This is a genomic window from Armatimonadota bacterium, from assembly GCA_037138755.1.
In the GTDB taxonomy this organism is placed as follows: Bacteria; Armatimonadota; Fimbriimonadia; order Fimbriimonadales; family Fimbriimonadaceae; genus Fimbriimonas.
Genome location: JBAXHT010000003.1, coordinates 383686 through 405680, shown reverse-complemented (window position 1 = coordinate 405680; position 21995 = coordinate 383686). Strand labels below are relative to the sequence as shown.

Here is a 21995-nt window from a genome sequence, read left to right as displayed (position 1 = left end):
GCAAGCATACTTTAGCTTCGGTCAACGATTGCTTCGAGGTCGGAGCTTCCGCCGCCTTGCTTGCGAAGAGCTTCGCGCAGCGTGCCACGCAATTCTTCGGAGAGCGGAGTTGGGTTAAAGGTTGGAACACCGACGATCCGCTGGGAATACTCGACCATAAGGGCGCGAATCTTGTTCTGATCCTGCAGATAAACCTCGAGCTTGCTACGAACACGCCAAAGGATGCCGACCGAGAAAACGCAGACACCGACCGAAATGTATTCCCAAATTTGCAAGGCCGCCTTGACCTTTTGGGGAACCAGCGGCGTCGCGGCAACAATTGTAAACAGAATTGCAAGACAGGCGGTGATGAAGACGAGGTTTCGGAAGATTCCGAGGCGGCCGCGTCGTTCGATCTGCTCCGCGCCAATTCTCAGAACTGCCGAAAGCGCTCGCATGTTAGGATCGCTGCCCAGCTTTTTATAAGCTGATTCGATCTCGGTGATGGTCATGATTTTGGACGCCATTGTGCCTCTTGGTTAGAATACCGATTCATTCATAGCAAATCCTGAACCAAAAGTCAAGTAGACCACTCTGTTCGCACCCTTAACGCGCTCTTCATCATATGCATATATGCCTGATTTGTGATCGTGTAAGCCCCGAGCGATGCAAGGTGAGGATTCAAGATTTGTGCATCAAAGAGTACGAACCCTTTTGCGCGGCAAGTTTCGACCATGTGGAAGAGTGCGACTTTCGACGCATCGGTCACTCTGTGAAACATTGATTCAGCGAAGAAGGCGCCGCCAAGGGCAAGCCCGTAAGTTCCGCCAACCAGCTCTTCCGCGAGCCAAACTTCACAGGAATGCCCCCAGCCTTGCCTATGGGCTTCTCCGTACACCCGGACGAAATCTTTGGTGATCCAATTGTCCTCTGGCCGTCGGCACGCCCACATGACTTCTTCAAAGGCTGTGTCAAACGTGACAGTGAACGTGTTGGAGTTCAGAGTTTTCCGGAGGGATTTCGAGACTCGGATTCCTTCGACCGGAAACAAGCAACGCTCATAAGGTTGGAACCACTCGACTTCATTGGCTTCTTCGTCCACGGTCATCGGAAACCATCCTTCGGCGTAGGCCTCCCTCAGCAGTTCGACGCGGAGGTCCTTGCCGTTCATGCCTTCTTCGGGTGGCAGGCGCAGATTGCAGGGAGGGCAAATGCGACAGCGAGGCAGACCAAGGCAGCGAAGATATATGGCGCGGCATGCCAGATGTCGAAAAGGGCTCCGCCGACGATTGGGCCGATGATGAACCCAAACGTCCGGGCGGCTTGGAGGTTTCCGAAGAGTTCGCCTTGGGCTTCGTCGGGCACTGAGTTGGAGGTGAGGGCGCTGAGGGTCGGGCTGACAATTCCGGCCCCGACAGCATAAAACGTGGATGCGAGGATCAGCCAGACCATGCCGGGTGCGATGCTGATGAGCGGTGCGACGAAGGGGTTGACCACGAGGCCGACACCTTGGAGGATGTAGCCAATTCTGAGCAGTGTCGTGTCGCAGAACTTTCGTCCAAGCCACTGAAGAAAGAAGGCACTGACCAGAACGCCGAGCAGTCCTTCATAGCTAAAGATGATTCCAAACTCGCGTTCCCCGTATCCGAGGGTGTCCCGGATCAGGCGTCCAAAGGTGCCTTCGAGAGTGGCGAGGGCAAAGCTGGCGGCGACCGCAATCCAGAAGAATGGCTTGATTGAGGGGTATTTCTGGAAGAAGCTGAGGTCGATCCATTTGAGCTTCTGGTGCTCTTTTGGGGCAGGCTTGATCTCGGGAACAAAAGCGAGGACCAGAAGGCCCCCGGCGGCGGAGATGGCGGCTCCGACGACGCCGATCCAATGATTGCCGAAGTAGTGCGCGCTGAATCCGCCGATCGCCGGGCCAAGGATGCTCCCGGCCGAGATCGCCGCGCTGAGGCGGCCAAGGACGACCTTTCGATGGGTCTCGTCGGTACTGGCGACGATCATGGATTGGCCAACGGCAATGTTAGCCGAGCCGAAGCCCGCCATGATTCGGCTGAGGAAGAGGAGGGGAATGGATTCAGCGAGGCCGTAGAGCAGCATTGCGAGTGCGCTGAGCCACTGGCAGGCGACAAAGACTTTCTTGCCGCCGACGCGGTCGGCAAAGCGCCCCCACTGGGGAGAAGCAATGAGCTGGATGATAAACGTGCTTTGAAGGAGTAGCCCGATGATAGGGCCTTTAAGCGCGTGGGCCCCGAGGAGGGAGTCAGCGCGAAGCTGAATGTTCGGGATCAACATGGTGAACCCCACCATGTCGAAAAAGATCGCAAGGAGCAACGCGGCTTCTTGCAATCTGGGTTTCATGGGTTTAGTTTATCGTGCCGAACCTAAGAATGCTGACTTCGTTTCAACGGGGAAATGAAAGATAAGCTCAAAATCCACCGGCTACGAGGTGCAAAGGTAGTTGTCGGATTTGGATTTGTCTGCCTGTTGATTAAACTAATCATGCCTAGGCTGCAATAAGCCGCGATTACATCGTCCCATACAATCGGTCGCCGAAGTCTCCCAGTCCTGGCACGATGTACTTTTTGTCGTTTAGTCGTTCATCCACCGACGCCGTGAAAACCTCGACATCTGGATGCTCCCCTTGGAGGAAGGCAATCCCTTCCGGAGCGGAGATCACGCAGACCATTGCGACCTTCTTAGCGCCGTTTGCCTTCAACTCGGTAATCGCCTTCGCCGCTGAGCCGCCCGTGGCGAGCATTGGGTCGAGGGCAAGGCAGAATCGGCCTTCGAGCCTCGGGAGCTTCATGTAGTAACGGCGGGCTTCGGCGGTGTCCTCGTTACGCTCGAGGCCGACGTAGCCAACCGCAACGTCGGGAAACAGTTCGAGGACGGGCTCGAGCATAGAGAGACCGGCTCGAAGGATCGGAACTGCCGCGAGCCCTTCGCCGAGCATGTGGACCTTGGTATTTTGGATCGGCGTGACCACCGTTTCTTCGACCTGAAGAAGCGACTTTGTGGCTTCAATCACGAGCAATGTGGTCAGGTGTCGTGAGATGCGCCGAAACCGTTCGGGCTGTGTGTTTACGTCGCGCAGCTGCGCCAGGTAGTGCTGGGCAAGGGGGTGATCGACGACGTGGACGGACATGTTGGAAGTTTACAGTCTTCAGACTTCAGACTTCAGCTATCAGATGAGTGGGAACCTCGGATTGCCGAAGGCTTGATTTGAAGGCTACGGGCAGCCGATGGCTTTCACCCTTGTAAACGCCACGTTAAAAGAGGCAAAATGAATCGCCCTCTTATGCCGAAAGCCACGACGACCGGATTGATTCTTGCTGCGGGGAAGGGCACCCGGATGAAGTCGGATCTGCCAAAGTGCTTGCACCGTGTTTGCGGAGTTCCGATGGTCAAACTTGTGGCGGATAACATGATCGCTGCCGGGGTTGACGAGGTGATTATCGTCGTCGGGCACGGTGGGGAATCTCTGATCTCTGAACTCGGCGACGGCTACAAGTACGCCTGGCAGCATGAGCAGCTTGGGACCGGTCACGCGGTTCAGTGTGCGCTGGCCGAACTCGGCGAGATCGAGGGAACGGTCCTCATCGCCTGCGGAGACACGCCACTGATTTCGACCGACTATTTCAGCGAATTCCTCGGTGCGCACAGCGGGGTTTGTACGTTGTCGGTAGCTCTCTTGATGGACGCCTCCGGATATGGTCGCGTTGTTGTTGAAGGCGACAAAGCAACCAGAGTCGTGGAACAAAAGGACGCAACCGACGTCGAGAAGCAGATTCGGCATGCGAATGCGGGAATGTATTGCGTCGAAGCGGCCGCCCTGCGCGAGGCATTGAAAACACTAAAGTCGGACAATGCTCAGGGCGAGTACTACCTCACGGATATCGTAGGCTACTTCGCTGGATCGGGGCGACCTGTGAGCGCGTTTATCAGTGATGATCCGGCGATCCTCTTGGGAGTCAATGACCGTGTCCAGCTGGCAGAGGCAAACGCGATCTTGCGAAAGCAGATCAACGAGCGACACATGCGCGCCGGGGTGACGATTGTTGATCCAGCCTCAACGTATATTGGGCCTCGAGTCGTGATCGGTCAGGATGCGGTCATCGAGCCGAACACTTACCTGGAAGGCGGAACGAACATCGGCAAGGGAAGTCGAATCGGACCCCAGGTGAAGTTGACCGATATGCAGGTCGGAGACGATTGCTATATTTTTCTTTCACACGGCTACGAGGCGCTGATTGGCAACGAGTGCCGAATCGGGCCATTTGCAAATGTCCGTCCGAAGACGGTTCTGAAAGCCGGAGTGCGTCTCGGCAACTTCGTCGAGGTCAACCGTTCACTCCTCCACGAAGGCGTGAAGGTTAACCACCTCACGTACATTGGCGATAGCGAGATTGGCGAAGAGACCAATATTGGCGCAGGCACGATCACCTGCAATTACGACGGCTACAAGAAAAGCCGCACAACGATCGGAAAGAACGTTTTTGTGGGTTCAAATTCAACGCTTGTCGCTCCGGTAACCATCGGCGACGGGGCGCTCACGGCGGCAGGATCAGTCATCACCGACGAGATTCCTGCCGGCGGAGCCGGGTTTGGACGAGCTCGTCAGGTAACCAAGGATGGGTGGGCTGAACGGCGTCGGCAACAACACGAAAACAAATCAGAATGAACGAACCAACCAACGACATCAAGCTGTTTGCCGGCAACGCGAACCCTTCTTTGGCCACGAAAGTTGCTGCAGAGCTGGGTGCTCCGCTGGGCAAACTCAAGGCTTCCAAGTTCGCGGACGGCGAAATTCGGATTATGATCGAAGAGTCGGCTCGCGGGTCAGACGTGTTCATTCTCCAACCCACCTGCGCTCCGGCGAACGATAATCTGATGGAGCTGTTCATCCTTCTCGATGCGTTCCGAAGGGCGTCGGCGAAGCGGATTACGGTGGTCATGCCGTACTACGGCTACGCTCGTCAGGACAAGAAGGTGAAGCCGCGGGAGCCGATCACAGCTCGACTGGTGGCGGACTTCATCCAAATGGCTGGGGCTTCACGAGTCGTGACTCTTGACCTCCACGCCGACCAGATCCAGGGCTTCTTCAATATTCCGGTGGACCACCTTTATGGTGGGCCCATTTTGGGAGATTATTTCATCAAGAAGGGACTGGCAAACCAAGACGATGTCTGCGTCGTCGCACCAGATGTCGGCGGGGTCGGACGTGCGAAGAAACTCGCGGACATGCTGAAGTGTCCGTTCATTGTTATTGCGAAGCGGCGTCCGGCACCGAATCAGGTTGAGGTCGTAGAAATCGTTGGAGACTTCAAAGGTAAGCGTTGCGTGATGATCGATGACATGATCGACACTGGCGGGTCAATTGCTTCCGGTGCCCAAGCCCTGATGGATCGAGGAGCGAAAGAAGTCATAGCGTGCTGCACCCACGCGATTCTCTCCGCTCCCGCAACCCAAAGGCTCCAAGATAGCTGCATCTCAGAAGTCGTCGTCTTGGATACGGTCAACCTTCCGGAGGACAAGTTGTTCCCCAAGCTGACCGTCCTTTCGGCGGCGCCGTTGATTGCGGCGGCGATTAAGCGAATCAACCAGAACACTTCCATCAGTGAATTGTTCGGGCAGTGGGGCTAGGTCGATGAAGCTGCGGATGTGGCTGTACGACATCGCGCGGGAGCAGTGCCCGACGCCAGCGTACATGCGGCATCTGTGTAAATTGTCTCTGGACTCGGGCTATAACGCTCTTGGGCTGTATCTGGAGCATCGATTCGCCTATCCTTCGGTGCCCTGGGTCGCGGGTCTGGGTGCCTTGACGCCAGAGTTAGTGAAGTCGTTGCAGAAGGAGTTCAAAGAGCTTCAAATCGTGCCGTTTATCAACTTGCTCGGACATTTTGAAGGGTTCTTGTATTCCTCGGGTGGCGAGCAGTTCGCTTGTGAGCGGTTCGCCGGAATGTCGGGCGATCCGATCAATCCTAAGTTTGTCTCGCTGTGTGAGTCGATTGTTGATGATGCCGTGTCAATCTTTGACTCGGAGCTGATTCACATTGGCGGTGACGAAACGGCCCAGCTCGGGCGAGGAGCTTCGCGGGCATTTGTAGAAGCGCAGGAAGGCGATGGGAAGGCAGCATTGTACGCTCGCCACTTTGCCCCGCTGGCTCAGAGAGTGGTCGATCTGGGGCGTACCCCGGGGGTCTGGGGAGATATGTATTTCGAACATCCTTCCGCGCTCGAATCCATGCCGAAGGAGACAGTGATCTTTGACTGGCAGTACTTCAAATCTCCCGAATACACGTCCGAACTGTTCCGAGAGAAGGGATTTCGGACGGTGTTTTGCCCGGCAGTTCATACCTATAACGCGGCTTGGTGTCACCTGCCGCAGACCGAGCGCAACGTGACCGAGCACGCGGAAGCCGCCGAGCGGCTTGGGGTCGAAGGAGTTTGCGTTACAACCTGGGAACTGGGGCTCATGGGGAACTACAACACGATTCTGCCAGTCATCGAGGGGTGCGGAGCGATTTTGAGCTGTGCGCAACCTGAGGTCGGACGCGGATTTCCTATCGAATCCGGGACCCGGGATGAGGATATCGCGATGTACCGTGAGGACGTCGCAGGTTTTGGACAGCTTAGTGGCTCCTCTTGGAAACAGGGACAACTGCTGAAGTCCTATCTCAAACACTCCGAAACCCAAGAAGAATGGGCTCGATTGATGGGAGTTGAGCTGCAGGAATGCGGTTTGTCATCAATGTTCAGAGGTACGAATGAACTTGAGGAGAAACTCAAACTCCTTGCGGCAGATCCGTTTTTGAACGGCGACTGGTTCGCATTCGGCGGAATCAGAAGCGGTATCAAGTGCCGCCTTTTGCTCTACTCCAACCCGTTCCTGCTTTGGCTACGCGACCGAGAAAGCCTTCTTGGCCCCGGCGGAGAAAAGGCTTGGGAGATTGCCGAGCGAGCGACGGCATTTGCTCTGGATTCGGACCAGAGGGGCGTCAGTCAGTTCGTCAAGAAGTCGATCGAGTTCGTCCGGCAGGTTGATAAGTCGGCTAGTGCATACGCAGAGAGGAAGCCCGGTGAGGCGATGAATCACCTCGCCCCGTGCCGCCAGATTTTTGAAGATTTGGAGAAGATCGCAGTGGCGACCAGTATCAACTCGTGCGGCTCGCTGGCAGATATCCACCGTTGCCAAAAGGCTCGGCGGTATGTCGAGGAAGTGATCATTCGGATAAAGCAGTACGGCGGCGGCTCTCTCGGGTACTTGCCGTCTTTTGAGACGTTGATTCATCCAAAGTTCGTACCGCATGATCAAGCAAACTGGTGGCTGATCAACAAGTGGGCAAACGAGTAGAATTCCAAGATGGGTTTTGATGCCGGGATATCGCGGAAGCACTTTTTGTCGGGTTCGTTGTTAGCTCTAAGTGCCCCTTTACAGGTGATCGCTGGCCAAACCGGTAAGGTGACCTTGGAAGACATCAAGGCCGCCGAAAAGCTTGCTGGAATCTCGCTCACTGACGAACAACGCAAAGGCGTCCTTAGCTCTTTTTCGCCTGGCCACGATGCGCTCCAGAAGCTTCGAGCAACAGGTCTAAGCAACGACATTTCGCCGGCCTTTAACTTCGTCCCGCAAGGAAAGAAGCCTAGGACTGGGTACAAGAACGACGTCCGAAGCACTGCTCCCAAGAATTTGACTAAACCCTCCAAAGATGAGGATATTGCTTTTTTGACTGTCAGTGAACTGAGCCACTTGATCAAATCCAAGCAGCTTTCGCCAATCGAACTCACTGAACTCTATCTCAAGCGACTCAAAGAGTTTGGGCCCAAGCTGCTCTGCGTCATTACGCTGACTGAAGACCTCGCCCGGGCCCAAGCTAAAAAAGCCCACGAGGAGATTCAGAAAGGGAAGTACCGGGGACCGCTCCACGGCATTCCCTACGGAATCAAAGACTTGTTCGCTGTCAAGGACTACGTCACGACGTGGGGGGCAGAACCTTTCAAAGATCAATCCCTCGCCTACAATTCCACCGTGTTTGTGAAGTTGACCGCTGCAGGGGCGATTTGCGTCGCGAAGACTTCGGTTGGTGCACTGGCGTACGGAGACCGTTGGTTTGGGGGACTCACTCTGAATCCCTGGAATCCGAAGCAGGGTTCTAGTGGCTCATCGGCTGGCTCGGCCAGCGGAGTTGCGGCCGGGCTCTTCGCCTTTGGAATCGGTACCGAGACCCTCGGCTCAATCATTTCGCCTTCCCAGCGTTGCCGCGTCACTGGCCTAAGACCGACCTTTGGGCGAACCAGTCGGTTTGGAGCAATGGCGCTCTCGTGGACGATGGACAAGGTCGGTCCACTTTGCCGATGCGCTGAGGATTGTGCGATGGTTTTAGCTGCGATTCACGGATCAGATGGCAAGGACCAAATGGCTGTGGATTATCCGTTCACGTACCGGCCAACTGTTGACCTGAGCAAGCTCAAGATTGGAGTGATGGCAAGCCAGGGTTTTGACGAAGACGATGTTGCCAAAGAGATCGGTCCGGTTGGCCCACTTCTGCAAGGCATGGGAGCGAAGCTGAAGGGCGTAAAGTTTTCGCCCTCAACGGATGGCGTCGATGAGGTTCTCTCCATCGAGGCCGCCGCCGCATTTGACGAAATCACTCGCGACGGACGAGTTGACACGATGAAAGGTTCTCTATGGCCGCCGATCTTTCGGGCGTCGGAATTGCACTCTGGCGTTGACTACATCCAAGCAATGCGGGCAAGGACCCCGCTTATGAAGAAGTTTGAGGAGGAGTTAGCTGATTTCGATGTGGTTGTGATCCCAGAACGTGCAGGAGATGTTTTGGTGACCACCAACCTGACCGGACATCCCCAGATATTCATCCCCATGGGCGTGAACGACCAAGGTCGTCCAATTGGAGTTTCCTTGATTGGGCGTCTCTACGACGAGGGGACGATCCTTTCGGTCGCGAACATGATCCAAAGAGCGACTTCGGTTTATCGATTACGACCAGATTTGTCGAAGCTGTAAGCAACCCACCCTAATGCGTAGCTGCTTTGAGCTCTTTCACCAGCGCTGATACTTGTGACTCCGCATCAGCGGTACCCCAGTGCTCGTGGAGGCACTTCACGAGCGCAGATCCTACCACGGCTCCGTCGGCTACCGAGCAGACCATTCGGACATGTTCTGGCTTTGATATTCCAAAGCCAACACAAACCGGCTTTGGAGTCAAGGCTCGCACCCGGGCGACGAGCTCCTTCACTTCGGGTGGAACCGCACTTTCGGCTCCAGTGACGCCGGTTCGAGAAACCGCGTAGACAAAGCCCGTCGAGCGACGAGCGACCTCTTCAATTCGCGTCGAAGTCGAGGTGGGGGCACACAGGTAAATCGTTTCCAACCCGGCTCGTGCGGAGGCGGCATCCCAGTCATCAGCTTCATCCGGGATAAGGTCGCTGATAATCGTCCCCGTACAGCCAGCTTGTTTTGATCCAGTTGCGTACGCATCGAGGCCGGTTCTCAGAATTGGATTGTAATAACCCATCGTGACCAGCGGAATCGATGCGTTACAACGAGAAATTGCATCAAGAATCTTGGAGACGGTTGCTCCGTTTTCCAGAGCGCGCTGTGAGGAGTGCTGAATCGTTGGCCCCTCGCCAAAAGGATCGGAAAAGGGTATTCCGATCTCAATCGCATCGGCTCCTGCTTCTTCCAGAATCGAGACGATCCGGGGAAGATCCACCAGGGGCTGGTCTCCGGCGGTGAAGAAGCAGACGAGAGCCTTTTCCCCTCGGCTCGCGAGGTCAGAGAACTTCTCGGTCAGGGTCATTTCTTCGCCTTAGGGACGAACGGCTTTCCAGCAAGTGCTTTGAGCTTGTCGAGGTGGGTTTGTTTGACAACCGATTTGACCTTGTTGTCTGAAGCTGTCACGAGTGCTTTGAGTTCGGGCTCGCGCTTTTTCATTGCCGCGGCAATGTCTGCCTGGACTTTCTTGTTCAGCGCTTCGGCTTCTTTCTGGGTCTTCGGTTTGGCAGTTTTTTCGTACTTCTTTCGAATGCCTTCACCGACCTCGCCCTTGATCTTCGCGATCTTCTGGTCCGAGGCAATGATTGTCGAGCGGATGAAGCTGTAATCCTTGTCGGTGAGGCCAATCTTTGTCGCGACGTTTTTGTCAAGAATTGCTCGGGGTCCGGCAGCTTGGATCGTGATTTCGCGAAGACGCTTCAACTGACCATCCGAAATGCCACCGAGAACTGCGGTTCGCATTTTGACATACTCGCCGTATGTGAACTTCTGAAACGCCATATCCGGCTGTTTCTTCGCTTTCTTGTACTCTTCAATCTTGGCGTTATTTGCCGCATTGAACTTGTCGGCGAAACCGTTCAGGTTTTTGCGCTGACCCTCGGTGATTCCGAGTTCGTCTTGAACAGCCCTATCTCGCATGATCTCAACGTTTGCGACCTGCAAGTCAAAAGCGTCTCGGGCGAGCGCGGCGGAGGTAATCGTAAACAGCGACGCCAAAGAGACGAGACGAACCAATTTCACCCTCATAATTTACCCTTTTAGGTTAAACGTGCTTAGACCGCACCCGGTTCCCCGTGGCTACGAAGATCAACCGCCTCTCGCCCGAAGAGTTTGCGAAGCTCGGCGCAGAGCATGTCGCTCGGCTTAACCATCAACCCAAGCGGGATCGGCAGGTAGTCGCTTTCCGGGAGCATTTGTATGAACACCTCATGGTCTCCCGGGTGGTCCTGGACGAGCTTGCGGAAAACGTTGAGATCGCTCTTCGTGGATCGCGAAATCTTGACATAAAGCCCGGCTTGGTCAGAAAGGCTATGCAGATCGATATCGAGGGAGCCTTCGAGCGGTTTCGCTTCAAAAAGCCTGATTTCGCTAGACTTTTCGCCCTGCCGCTCGTTCACAACCACTTCGCCGGTGATCGTCACGACTTGATCTTTCGTGAGTGCTGAGGCGAACTTTTCAAGGGTTCCCGCGAAAACAATGCAACGGGCAACGCCGGTGAAATCTTCGAGAGTCATCGAGAGCATCTTGTTTCCGCTCTTTGTGAGGATTGTTCGAGTGCTGGCGATAACTCCCGCAAGCTTGACTTTGCTCCCCTCTTCGGCTTCCTCTATGCTCGCGCAGGTGTTGGTTGCCGCCTTCTGAAGTACCCGTTCAAGGCCCCGCAGAGGGTGATCGGAGACGTAGATTCCGAGCACTTCCTTCTCGAATGCCAGCTTTTCGGAACGTCCGTAGGCGTCGATTTCGGGGATGACCGGGTAGTTCGTCGCGGTCACGTCCTCGGCTTCGCCGAGGAATAGCGAGTCTTGACCTGCTGCTTTGGATTTTGCGAGGTTGTCGGCAAAGACCATTGCGCCGTCGGCGTGCTCGATCAGCTTGGCGCGGTTGGGATCGATGCTGTCTAGTGAGCCTGATTTGATGAGCGCATCAAGGGCGGTCTTGTTCATTCCGCTTGGGCGAATTCTTTCGCAGAATTCGAACAGGTGTGTGAAGGGTCCGTTCTCGGTTCGGTCCTTGATGATCGCCTCAACGATTCCATCGCCTACCCCCTTGATCGCGCCGAGTCCAAACCGAATCACTGAGCGATTCTTTACCTTCTCTATGCTGAAGTCCGCTTCGGAAGCGTTCACATCTGGCGGAAGAACCGTGATCTTCATGCGACGGCACTCTTCGATGAACGCGGTAACGCGGTCTTCCTTGGTTCGGTAGACGGCGAGAAGAGCCGCCATGTACTCGACCGGATAGTTAGCCTTCAGGAATGCTGTTTGGTGACTCAAAATCGCGTAACAAACCGCATGGGCCTTGTTGAATGCGTAGCCGGCGAAGGGAAGTAGGAGCTCCCAGACCTTGTTTGCATCCTCGTCGCGAATCTCGTTTTTGCGGGTGCCTTCGAGGAACTCGACCTGCATCCGCTGCATCTCTTTGAGATCCTTCTTTCCCATTGCGCGGCGAAGGATGTCGGCTTTGCCGAGGCTGAATCCCGCGAGGGCCTGGACGAGCTTGAGAACCTGGTCTTGGTAGACGATGATCCCGTAGGTTTCCCTTAATATCGGCTCCATTCTTGGGTCGAGATAGGTTGGCTTGGCTCTCTCGAACTTGTAGTCGATGAACTTCGGAATCTCGCCCATTGGTCCCGGACGGTAGAGAGCCACCATCGCGGCGAGCTCCCTCACCGAAGCGGGTTTGAGCTGGGTCACCCAGCGGGTCATTCCGCCGCCTTCAAGTTGGAAGACGCCGGTCGTTTCGCCGCGAGCCAGCATGTCCCACGTCTTTTGGTCGGCCTCATCGGCATTTCGAGGGTCGACTTCGATTCCTTGACTTTGCCGGATCAGCCCGACGCATTTAGCCAAAACTGTTAGGTTGGAAAGACCGAGGAAGTCCATCTTGAGAAGACCAATCTTCTCCAGAATCCCCATCTCATAGGCTGTGACTGCCTGCCCGTCGTTGCCTTTATAAAGCGGAACGTAGTCGACCAGCGGGTCGCGGGAGATGACGATTCCGGCGGCGTGGACGCCGCTGTTACGGGCCATGCCTTCGACGGACTTGGCAGTGTCGAAGAGGCTCTGAATGCGTGGATCAGCCTTGATGGTTTCGCGGAACTCAGTAACTTCTTTGAAAGCCTTATCCAGCGTCATTCCAGGCACGCCAGGGATGAGTTTGGTTATTTTGTCGGTTTCTTGTGGTGTGTAGCCAAGGACCCGTCCGCAGTCCTTGATCGCAGCCTTAGCGCCCATTGTTCCGAACGTGACGATCTGTGCAACGTGGTCCTCGCCGAATCGCTCGGTGACCCACTTGATGATCTCGTCACGCCGTGCGTCCTCAAAGTCCATGTCGATATCCGGCATGGAGATTCGTTCTGGGTTGAGGAATCGTTCGAATGTGAGGTCGTAATCGACGGCATCGACGTCGGTGATACCGAGGGTGTAACCGACAAGAGAACCTGCTGCAGAGCCGCGAACTCCAAAGAAGATTCCCCGGTCTCGCGATTCCTGTGCGAACTCGCGAACGAGGAGCATGTAGTCGGCGAAGCCGGTCTGCTCAATGATTCCCAGTTCAAAGTTGAGCCGTTCGAGCTTCGATTCTGGATTGCGGGCGCGGCGTAAAAGCCCTTCTTCGCAGAGCTGGCGAAGGTAGGCGGTGCTGTCAAGGCCGTCCGGAATATTCGGCTGAGGCATCGGCGCGCGGCTCTTGTCGAGCTCGACGTTGCACATCTCCATGACCCGCAGCGTGTTTTCCAGGGCCTCGGGATGCTCCGGGAACAGGGCCGCCATTTCGTCCTGGGTCTTGATGAAGAACTCGTTGGTCTCGAACTTCATTCGGTTCGTGTTGGCGACGAGCTCGCCAGTTTGGACGCACAGCAGAACGTCGTGGGCTTTGGAATCTCCCTTGCAAAGGTAGTGGGCGTCGTTGGTCGCGATAGTCTGGAGCTTTAACTCGCGGGCGATCTTGCAAAGCGGCTCAAAAATATCGTGCTGTTCCTTGAGGCCGTGATCCTGAAGCTCAATGAAGAAATTCTCCTGCCCGAACATCTCAGCGTACATCCCCGCGATGTACTGGGCCTGGTCATATTCGCCCTTCATCAGAGCCTGACATACTTCGGAACCCAAACAAGCTGAAGTTGCGATGACGCCTTTGCTGTGCGCACGGAGGACATCGTGATCCACGCGGGGTTTGCCATAGAATCCCTTCAACGCGGCGATTGAGGAGAGTTTGCAGAGGTTGCGATAGCCTTCAAGGTCCTTCGCCAACAGTAGAAGGTGAAAGTTCTCTCGGTCGGCTCGGCCGTCCTTTTTGTCCATCCCACGCGGAGCGACGTAGGCCTCGACACCGAGAATGGGCTTGATCCCCTTTTTCTTGGCCTCCATGTAGAACTCCATCACACCGAACATAACGCCGTGATCGGAGATCGCCATGCCCGGCATACCGAGGTCGGCGGCGCGCTGGATCAGGTCGGGGATGCGATTAGCGCCGTCGAGCAACGAATACTCGGTGTGGTTATGCAGGTGGACGAAGTTCTGGGGCATTCAGGCTTTCTTACAGACGGCTGGGGGTGCTTGATTGTGGCTGGTTTTTGGTCACGTTTCGCGAGGAGTTCGGTGCGAAATGGGGTGTTTTGCTTTCAGGTGTTACTGAAAGTTGATCGGTACTGCAGGTAGTCTCGGCTCATGGACGTGATCGCCGCGAGATGGTGGACCTGCATGCTGGGGACCCTCGCGGTGGTGGGCTCGACGGTTGCGGCGGCTCTGGGTCCCCATCCTCACACTTCGGACATTTGGCTCGGTCCGGATGTACGCCCGGTTCCCGGCTGGGTCGCTTTGACGGTCGTGGCGTTCGGGTTTTCGGTGCTCGTACGCGTCGGAGTCGAGCCGCTTATATTCTCGACCAAAGCCCGCAAACGTGGCTCAAAACGTCAACTTGTCACGGTAGCCATCGCCGTGTTCTCGGCGATCATCATGTTTGCATGGACGTATGGGGCCGTCTTCGCCTTTTCCACCGCGCTGGCTCTGGTCGTCATCACCTCGGTTTCCGCCGACCGCTCGAATTCGGGCTGGACGAGGTTCAAGGAAGTCATGTCGATGGTATCGGTGTGGATCGTTTGGTATGCAAGTTTGTGATCCCGCGGAGTTCCGCACTGCCTTCACCTGAGCCGAGGGTAGATGTTGTCCGCCTTGGCTTGTTGCCAAAAAGAATCTACTCTCGCCGCTCGACCAACTTGATAAAAACTGGCTCGGAAGTTGAACTTACTGCGAGGCTCATACTCCCAGGGCCAGTTGTACTTTAGCGGGAAGTAACCTCGATCCGAGAGCGGCTCACCAGAAAAAGGCAAGACCGAGGGAAGACCCCCGAACTTGTTTACAAACCACTCCCGGTCCTGATCTTTCACCACTGCAGTCAGAGTCATGTAGAAGATGAAGAACTGCTTGCGGAAATCGCTGTTGGAGGCTCGGAGCTTGGCGATCACTTCCGTGATACCATCGGTTCCAGAGAGGCAATCTCGCTCAAGCCGATCCCCAAGGGTCACCCATGTCATCCCTTTGGGTTCAATCCGGTCGTCAGAGCTGACGTTAAGTAGTTTGGTCGCTTGCGTCAAAGAGCGGGCGTTCAGGGTGCGGGTCGTCGGGAAACTGGCTCTTTTTGGGGCTCCTTGGGCTCCGAGCATGCCGTAAGCCAGGACTGTAGCCGATGTCAACACTTGCGCATGTTACATCAAGTCGTTCACCCGAATCGGGAGGTAACCAAACCGTCCCGGCGGCCATGGCTCATAATCGGGATATGGAGGTCCGCGTTGCGACCAAAAAAGCGAGTCCGGCGCGCCGGATATTACGTTACTTGGCCGGCGCGGCCTTCACTCTGTACGTCGGGTTTTTGATTGTCGGACCATACCTATTGGGAGACCAAGCGAAGCTGGTGGTCAAATTGCATGGTGATCTTCCCGCAAAGTTTGTGATCGAGGGATTCGGATCGGCATCATGGCTCCCAGAGGTGGAATGCGTGATTAGGGTGAAGGACGGCATTGGCCGTTTTGAGCGCGGCTCGATTTCGCAAATGTTTTATTACGGTTACATTCCCACCTATTTCACTAAAAGTTCGCGACAAGTCGAGGTGATACGGCTCGACCCGGACGGGCGCGAAATTGACCGCATTCGGAGCGATTCCAAGGGCGTGATGATCGTCGGGATGGAAGATTCGCCGGCCCCTGGTCCACAAGTATTCATGGTGAATCGAATCTCGCCCGGACCGCAACGGAACAATCTTCAAAAAAGTAAAAATTGATTGTCGGTTTTTGCCGGTCTGCTTCGACTTCAATCATGAGGCGAGCAAAAGTCAGCTCAGCCACCCAAAAAGGAAAAAAGGAAATGAAAAACTACCTACTCACCATCTTCGGCAGCGCAGAAAAGGAAAAGGCGTGGGAGTCGTTGCCGCCCGAGCAAATGCAGGAGTCACTTGCCAAGTACATGGCGTTTACCCAGAGGCTGATCGATGAGGGCAGGATGATCGCAGGAGAGGGTCTCAGCCTAATCGGGGCAACCATCCAGCCCTTTTCATTAGAGGTCACCGAAGGACCCAACGTTCTTGCCCAGGAACTTGTCAGCGGTTTCTACTACTTCAAAGCCGAATCCATTGAAGAAGCGGTGTCAATTGCAAAGGACTGCCCAGCGCTCTTACACGGGAGCAAAGTTGAAGTCCGCGAGCAGATGGAGTACTGAGTTGCAATCGGAGCCGAATTTCACGGAATTCAGGCGACCGATGGTCGCTCGACTCACCAAGAAATTCGGCTCAGAGCACGTCGAAGCGATTCTAGATGCAGTCCAGGAGTCGTTCGTAACTGCGCTCGGCTCTTGGCCGCATCATGGTACTCCGAATAACCAAAGCGGCTGGCTGATGAAAGTCGCCGAACGACGATTGATCGATACGCTACGGCAAACTGGCAGGGACGCTGTCATGGACGAGGACAACATTATCGCCTCCAGGGTAGAAGCGAGCGAAATTGGCCTCTACGTCATGGTTTGCAGTCCAAAGCTGACGATCCGCGAACAGGTCTGCCTTGCTCTGCGAACCCTTGCTGGACTGACATCCGCCGATATCGCTCGGCTCTTGTTGGAATCCGAAGAGGCTGTTCAACGCCGAATCACCCGCAGCAAAGAAAAGCTCTCGGTAGAGGACCTTACCCTCCGTAATCCTGAGGAGCATTTGCCCTCTATCCTGACCGTGCTCTACTTGATGTTCACCGAAGGGTACGAAGCTGGTCGAGGCGATGAATACGTTCGGCCCGAGCTTGCGTATTCGGCCCTGCGACTTGGCGAAGAGTTGAGGAGTTTGCTCTCGAATCAGTGTGCCGAACTGGAGGCGCTCCTGGCATTGATGCACTTTCACTGCGCTCGAATGCCTGCACGGGTGAGCCAAGAGGGAGAGATGATCTTTTGGGAAGAGCAGGATCCAGCGCAGATCAACCAGGCTCACACTCGGCGGGGCTTCGACTATCTTGCCTTGGCTCAGTCGACAAAACTGCTCTCCCGCTTTCATCTTGAGGCAGGGCTAGCGGCGGCGATCGTTAGGGGTGCAGGGACCGGGGAGGTCTTGGAGTGGCATTCGATGCTGGCGAAGTTCTATCCGACTCCGTTGAACCAGATCGCCTTTGTCATCTCTGTAGGAGAGCACGAGGGTGCTGAGCGTGGGTTAGAAGGGTTGCGGTCTTTGCCCGACGAGATCAAGATCGCTCGTCCCGCCCACTACGCTTCCGCCATGGCGTTCTTTCTCACAAAGTTGGGTCGCAAGACGGAAGCTAGAGAGTGGTATCGGCGGGCAATGGCCAACGCGATGTCAGCTCCGGTGAAACGTGGGCTAGAGCGGCGATTGGAAGAACTGGGTGACTAGACCTCTAGCTTCTTTCCCCTGGTTTCGGGCGCAAAGCTCAGTCCGATCAGTCCGATAACGTAGATCGTCGCGACCAGGCCGATGGTCGGTCCGACGCCCTGGGTCTTGGCGTTTGTGCCGATCCACGCCTGCAGCGGAGCGATCAGGATCCGGGCGGTGTTGTAGGCGATGCCGCTTCCGGTAGCACGGAACTTGGTACTAAACAACTCGGGGAAATAGAGTCCGAAGCCAGCGGTGACGCCTAGAGCGAAGAAGCTCGTCAGTGGCGGAAGAATGAACAGCAACGGCAACGAGACCGCCTTTGTCGCCGTGAAATAAAGCATCAAACCACTCGCTATGAAAAATCCTGCGAACAGAGGTCGGCGACCATAACGGTCGGTGAGCGGAGGGAAGATCAGAACTCCGGCGAGGGTGCCCAGATGAAGCACGATCATCGTGAGGTTCTTGTAGTAGGCGACGGTAGCGTCGCTCGCGCCAGGCAGGGCGTCTTTGATCAAGTTCGGGAGCCAGAAGGGAAGGATTCCGCCGCCCGCGATTCCGACGACCCCGATGAGCACGGCGGCGAGGAGTCGGATATTGTAGGGGTGGGTGGTGAGGAGCTGGAGGAGGGGATTTGACGGAGGCACTCCCCCAGAATTGGGGGAGTCAGTGAACGTTAGTGAACTGGTGGGGGCTGTCGTAAGCGCAGAAGACTCAGGTGATTCCAATAGCCCCACCGGTTCGCCCGGAGCCTCACCGACTCCCCCATTCGGGGGAGTTTTGTGATCAGACTCCAACCGAAACCGTGCGACAAAACACAAAACCGCCGGAAGAATCCCCGCGACATACACCCAGCGCCAATTCGCGAAACCCGCCCCGATGGAGACAAAGACTCCGATGATCGAACCAAACGCCGCCGCCGTCTGCAAAAACGCCGCTGCGCGAGCGCGGAAATCGTTTGGAACGGTTTCCGCGATCAACGCGGCTCCGGCGGCCCATTCGCCGCCGATCCCGAGCCCGGTCAAAAAGCGAGCCCCAAGAACTTGCGAAGGAGTCTGGCAAAGGGAAGTGAGGCCGGTGAAAACACAGTAGATGAAGACGGTTAGCAACAGAGTCCGCCCGCGTCCCCAGCGGTCGGCGACAATTCCGAAGATGAGGCCACCGAGGGCCCACCCAATAATCATCCCACCATGGATGCGACCTTCCCACTCGGTGCCGATGCGGGCGTACTCGGCAGCTCCGAGCATTTCCTTCATCATCGCTTGTTTGGTGAGGCCGAAGAAGGACGCCTCCATCACGTCGAACACCCAGCCGAGCCAGGCGATGATGAGGACGAAACGTTGGTGCTTTGACAGCTCCTTAAACATCTAGTCCGATCATCTTACGCAATTTGTCCAAATCTTGCTTGCCCATCAGACGGCACTCGCCGGGCGAGAGCCCTTTCAGCAGGAACGGTCCGATGCGGATTCGAGTGAGTTTGACCACCGGGTGACCAATGGCCTCGCACATCAGGCGAACCTGTCGCTTGCGACCTTCTTTGATTGTCATTCGGAACGATGTGGTTTCCTTGCGGTCGTCAACAAAGCCGAATTCAACGTGGGCAGGCTGAGTTTTGCCGCCTTCGATGAAGATTCCTTTGCGGAGCTTGTCGATGTCCTTCTCCTGCGGATACCCCTTGACGATCACCTGATACTCCTTTTCGAGGCCGTATCTGGGGTGGGTGACTCGGAGGGCGAGTTCGCCGTCGTTGGTGACGATCAGGAGTCCGTCGGTGTCTTTGTCGAGGCGTCCAACGGGCTTGAGCTGTACGCCGTAATCGGGCAAGTATCGCTTGATGGTCGGTCGGTTTTGAGGGTCAAAAAGTGTCGTCACGACTCCTGCGGGCTTGTGGAACAGGAGGGTGTAGAGCTTGGCTTCCTTGATGGTGATTCCGTCAACTTTGACGACATCATCGGGGCCGACTTTGCGGCCGAGTTCGACAACAACTTCGTCATTGACTTCCACCCGAGCCTCCTGAATCAGCTTTTCAGCTGCCCTGCGGGAGCAGAGTCCGGAGTGGGCGATGCGCACATGCAGTCGTTCGAGTTCAGGCGCTTCGCGTTTGGGCATCGCCTACAGTGTACTTGCTACCCAAGCTCGCCGAAGCTCAGGGCGGAAGGACGTACCGGTCGATTTGGTTGCCTTCAGAATACACGTTTAATATCCCACCTGCAATAGCGAGTTCTCCGCCGCGGCTGAGTGGAACTTTAAAAAGAGCCTTGCCTTTGGTGTCAAAGCAGTATGCGTAGTTTCCCAAACTCGCCCAGACTCGCGAGCCGTCAAACGCTGGTTGTCCAAGGGATTCGCCTTCCGGTAGGTGTAAGTAGAACATGAATTTTGGCTTGCCGTCGGCTGAGTATCCGCAGACGACCGCTAAGTCCCTCGAATATCTGCCTCCGATGTCCCCAACGACGTACGATCCGTCAAGACTAAAACTTTTCTGGGACTTCCAACGAAACCAGGTGCGGTCAGGACGCCGGTCTCGTTCCTTATACATTCGGGCCTTTCCTGGCCGGGTTCTTGTCCGGAGTTGCTGGTCGATTGTCGTCACTCGCGTGTTGTCCGAATAAAAAGCGCACTCCGTCGGACTCACCGCCCAGACGTCATGCGGTTCGTACTTGCCGCGCGAACGTGGCGGTCGCGAGCCAAGCCACTTTCCGCCTTTGTCGAAGATATGGATTCTGCCTGAACGCCCATCTGTAGCGAAGATCGTTCCGTCGGCAAGAAATTCAACATCACCCACTTCATTGAGGGCCTGCGGAGATTCGGGCTCGCCGATCCGGTTGATGACCTCGCCTTTGGGCGTGATTTTGTAGATCATTTTGGAGTCGCTGACAAAGAGTCCGGCGGAGGTCCATGCGACGTCGGCAACGTCAAATTCTGCCGGAACCGAGTCAGGCTTTGGCTTCGCGATCACCTTGCCGTTCCGGTCCATGATCCAAAGGAGGTTCGTGTCGGTTGTGTCAACGATCAGGATTTCCCCGGCGGGTCCTTCGCGGATTTCTGTGGGATAGGATGGTTCCACTCCCCAGAGCCTTTTGAGGTCCCAGGTTCTGAGGTACCCGCCTTTTGCAGAAAAGAATTGGATCGTGTCCTCAATGTTGGAGAGCACTGCGATAGTTCCGTCCTTAAGAACCGCAACGCCTTCGATGCCGAGGAACTCGGATGGCCCGCCGCCGTAACCAATTTCGTCGCCAATTTTGACCAGCTCTTTTCCGTTCAGGTCGCGTACGGAAACGACTTCAGAAGACGTTTGGGTGATGTTTCGGTCTCCAAGAATCACGAAAGTGCCGTCGCCCTTCGAGGCCAAGCTGTTCTCGTAGAACCTAGGGAAGGTGAAAATCAACTCGGTTTTTCCTGTGCTCAGTTTAATCTTCCAGTAGTCTCGGTCACGCTGGTTCGGGCCGCTATCAGCCGACAGCACAACCGTATCGTTTCCGGTGTACACGATCCGCCCCCACTTTGTTTGGTTGGTTTTTGCCAGCGAAATTTCTTTCTCAACTTTGCCCGCCTTGTCGAACACGACGAGAGCATTGTTTCTTGGATTGACGTGTGCAAACTTGCCGGGCGCAATGACGCAAAACTCAGTGATCAGGCCGATCGGGGAGATTGAGGGTTTGTCTGGGGATTCGAGCTTGATGGAGGGAAGTTTCGTCGCTTCCCGTTGTGGGACGACAGGAAGCGACGGCTTGATCGGCTTTGTGGAGTCGCCTTCTTCCACGGCGTAAGAACCGTTGCGGGCGACAAGATTGAAGCGTCGATCCAGCCCGGACTTCAGCTCCCTGACCCGGAAGGCGTGATCGGCGAGCGAGAGAATCGCGCCTCCGTTTCTCAGCTCGGAAGCAGCGTAAGCCTCGGGTGAGTCCTCGTCGGCAACTAGATAGTCTTGCTTGAATATCGTTGACCAGAGCTTTTTCCCGCTAGGGGTATACAGCGCAAATTCGGGAGTGTTGTAGTAGTCCTGCTCGGTCACGGTTTGGACAAGAAGCAAGTTGGTTCCGGGCACGAATCGCCGCATCCGAGGTTGAGTTCCGAACGTGGTCGTGTTTGCTAATGGTGATGAAACCAGTTTGCCCGTGGAAATCCTGTAGGCCGTGATTTTGCTCTCAGTCGTGTAGAGGTCGATTAGGAACAGATCCGCTTTCGAGCTGGTAGTAATCATGCTCGGTGTCTGCCCGAATCGTCTGGGACGAAAACTAGCGTCTGACCAACTCTGGCGGTGGTGGAGCCTAACCCGACCCCGTCTGTCGAGAATGGTCGCATGGTACATTGCCCAGCGTGACTTAGCTGAAGTTGTGGTCGCCGTTCCGCACAGTTCCCCCTTGTCGGTGACCTCTGCAAGTGTCAAGGCGAATGGGAGATGCTTTTCCCAGACGAGGACCCCGTTTCGCCAAAATTTGTAGCTCGCGCCTGTCCTCGCATCGGAGTGATCGGGGTCGATGTTGACTCGAAATTGACCGTTGGGAGAGACGACGGACTTAGGATCGACCTCGTCCGGTGCAACGACATAATCAGCTCGCGCGGTTTGAGTTCCGAGGCACGCCACCAGAAGTGGAATTGCGAAAAGCATTCGCCGCATTCAACCATTGTACAGGCATCGAGC

Annotated in this window: 19 protein-coding genes; 8 read left to right on the top strand and 11 right to left on the bottom strand. The window is 55.7% G+C overall.

Going from position 1 to position 21995, the window contains the following annotated elements; genetic code table 11:
• Positions 1 to 11: 11 nt before the first annotated feature.
• The 4 genes from WCK51_14260 to upp form a co-directional block, all read right to left on the bottom strand.
• Positions 12 to 506 (bottom strand): hypothetical protein, encoded by a 495-nt coding sequence (locus WCK51_14260; protein MEI7578050.1) that lies wholly within the window; start codon positions 504 to 506, stop codon positions 12 to 14.
• 53 nt (positions 507 to 559) lie between these two features.
• Positions 560 to 1150 (bottom strand): leucyl/phenylalanyl-tRNA--protein transferase, encoded by a 591-nt coding sequence (aat, locus tag WCK51_14255; protein MEI7578049.1) that lies wholly within the window; start codon positions 1148 to 1150, stop codon positions 560 to 562.
• The gene (locus WCK51_14250) at positions 1147 to 2343 is read right to left on the bottom strand and encodes an MFS transporter (GenBank protein MEI7578048.1); all 1197 of its coding nucleotides are present in this window, start codon (positions 2341 to 2343) and stop codon (positions 1147 to 1149) included. Before WCK51_14250 ends, aat begins: the two co-directional genes overlap by 4 nt.
• Positions 2344 to 2509: 166 nt before the next feature.
• On the bottom strand, positions 2510 to 3130 hold the full coding sequence (gene upp / locus WCK51_14245) for a uracil phosphoribosyltransferase (protein MEI7578047.1): 621 nt from the start codon (positions 3128 to 3130) through the stop codon (positions 2510 to 2512).
• Positions 3131 to 3268: 138 nt separating this feature from the next.
• Between upp and glmU the strand changes: the two genes are divergently transcribed.
• Genes glmU through WCK51_14225 form a run of 4 tightly spaced genes read left to right on the top strand, consistent with a single transcriptional unit; the run spans position 3269 to position 9010 of the window.
• Positions 3269 to 4666, top strand: a complete 1398-nt coding sequence (glmU, locus tag WCK51_14240) for a bifunctional UDP-N-acetylglucosamine diphosphorylase/glucosamine-1-phosphate N-acetyltransferase GlmU (protein ID MEI7578046.1) — start codon at positions 3269 to 3271, stop codon at positions 4664 to 4666.
• Positions 4663 to 5628 (top strand): ribose-phosphate pyrophosphokinase, encoded by a 966-nt coding sequence (locus WCK51_14235; GenBank protein ID MEI7578045.1) that lies wholly within the window; start codon positions 4663 to 4665, stop codon positions 5626 to 5628. The genes glmU and WCK51_14235 overlap by 4 nt, the downstream gene beginning before the upstream one ends.
• Before the next feature lie 4 nt (positions 5629 to 5632).
• Positions 5633 to 7339: a family 20 glycosylhydrolase gene (locus WCK51_14230; protein MEI7578044.1), complete on the top strand. Its 1707-nt coding sequence runs from the start codon at positions 5633 to 5635 to the stop codon at positions 7337 to 7339.
• A gap of 9 nt (positions 7340 to 7348) precedes the next feature.
• Positions 7349 to 9010 carry an amidase gene (locus tag WCK51_14225; GenBank protein MEI7578043.1) on the top strand — a complete coding sequence of 554 codons (1662 nt, stop codon included), beginning with the start codon at positions 7349 to 7351 and terminating at the stop codon, positions 9008 to 9010.
• 10 nt (positions 9011 to 9020) lie between these two features.
• Here WCK51_14225 and trpA read toward each other — a convergent pair whose 3' ends face one another.
• From trpA to WCK51_14210, 3 genes are read right to left on the bottom strand one after another with little or no spacing between them, the layout of a single operon-like run.
• A complete protein-coding gene (trpA, locus tag WCK51_14220) occupies positions 9021 to 9806 on the bottom strand; it encodes a tryptophan synthase subunit alpha (protein MEI7578042.1) in 786 nt (261 codons plus the stop codon).
• The gene (locus WCK51_14215; protein MEI7578041.1) at positions 9803 to 10522 is read right to left on the bottom strand and encodes a hypothetical protein; all 720 of its coding nucleotides are present in this window, start codon (positions 10520 to 10522) and stop codon (positions 9803 to 9805) included. Before WCK51_14215 ends, trpA begins: the two co-directional genes overlap by 4 nt.
• A gap of 32 nt (positions 10523 to 10554) precedes the next feature.
• On the bottom strand, positions 10555 to 14022 hold the full coding sequence (locus WCK51_14210) for a DNA polymerase III subunit alpha (GenBank protein ID MEI7578040.1): 3468 nt from the start codon (positions 14020 to 14022) through the stop codon (positions 10555 to 10557).
• Positions 14023 to 14163: 141 nt separating this feature from the next.
• On the opposite strand from WCK51_14210, the gene WCK51_14205 reads away from it, so the two are divergent.
• Complete coding sequence (locus tag WCK51_14205) at positions 14164 to 14613, top strand: hypothetical protein (protein MEI7578039.1); 450 nt, start codon at positions 14164 to 14166, stop codon at positions 14611 to 14613.
• Positions 14614 to 14636: 23 nt separating this feature from the next.
• On the opposite strand, the gene WCK51_14200 is transcribed toward WCK51_14205, so the two are convergent.
• Complete coding sequence (locus WCK51_14200) at positions 14637 to 15191, bottom strand: hypothetical protein (protein MEI7578038.1); 555 nt, start codon at positions 15189 to 15191, stop codon at positions 14637 to 14639.
• Positions 15192 to 15271: 80 nt separating this feature from the next.
• Here WCK51_14200 and WCK51_14195 point away from each other — a divergent pair, with 80 nt between their 5' ends.
• The 3 genes from WCK51_14195 to WCK51_14185 all read left to right on the top strand — a co-directional run bounded on the left by WCK51_14195 (position 15272) and on the right by WCK51_14185 (position 17374).
• Complete coding sequence (locus tag WCK51_14195) at positions 15272 to 15772, top strand: hypothetical protein (protein ID MEI7578037.1); 501 nt, start codon at positions 15272 to 15274, stop codon at positions 15770 to 15772.
• Between the two features lie 83 nt (positions 15773 to 15855).
• The gene (locus WCK51_14190) at positions 15856 to 16206 is read left to right on the top strand and encodes a YciI family protein (protein ID MEI7578036.1); all 351 of its coding nucleotides are present in this window, start codon (positions 15856 to 15858) and stop codon (positions 16204 to 16206) included.
• A gap of 40 nt (positions 16207 to 16246) precedes the next feature.
• A complete protein-coding gene (locus WCK51_14185; GenBank protein MEI7578035.1) occupies positions 16247 to 17374 on the top strand; it encodes a DUF6596 domain-containing protein in 1128 nt (375 codons plus the stop codon).
• Here the strand turns inward: WCK51_14185 and WCK51_14180 are convergent.
• The 3 genes from WCK51_14180 to WCK51_14170 are packed head-to-tail and all read right to left on the bottom strand — an operon-like array spanning position 17371 to position 21971.
• Positions 17371 to 18720 carry an MFS transporter gene (locus tag WCK51_14180; GenBank protein MEI7578034.1) on the bottom strand — a complete coding sequence of 450 codons (1350 nt, stop codon included), beginning with the start codon at positions 18718 to 18720 and terminating at the stop codon, positions 17371 to 17373. The genes WCK51_14185 and WCK51_14180 overlap by 4 nt on opposite strands.
• A complete protein-coding gene (locus WCK51_14175) occupies positions 18713 to 19462 on the bottom strand; it encodes a pseudouridine synthase (protein MEI7578033.1) in 750 nt (249 codons plus the stop codon). The genes WCK51_14180 and WCK51_14175 overlap by 8 nt, the downstream gene beginning before the upstream one ends.
• A gap of 37 nt (positions 19463 to 19499) precedes the next feature.
• Positions 19500 to 21971 (bottom strand): hypothetical protein, encoded by a 2472-nt coding sequence (locus tag WCK51_14170; protein ID MEI7578032.1) that lies wholly within the window; start codon positions 21969 to 21971, stop codon positions 19500 to 19502.
• Between the last annotated feature and the right edge of the window lie 24 nt (positions 21972 to 21995).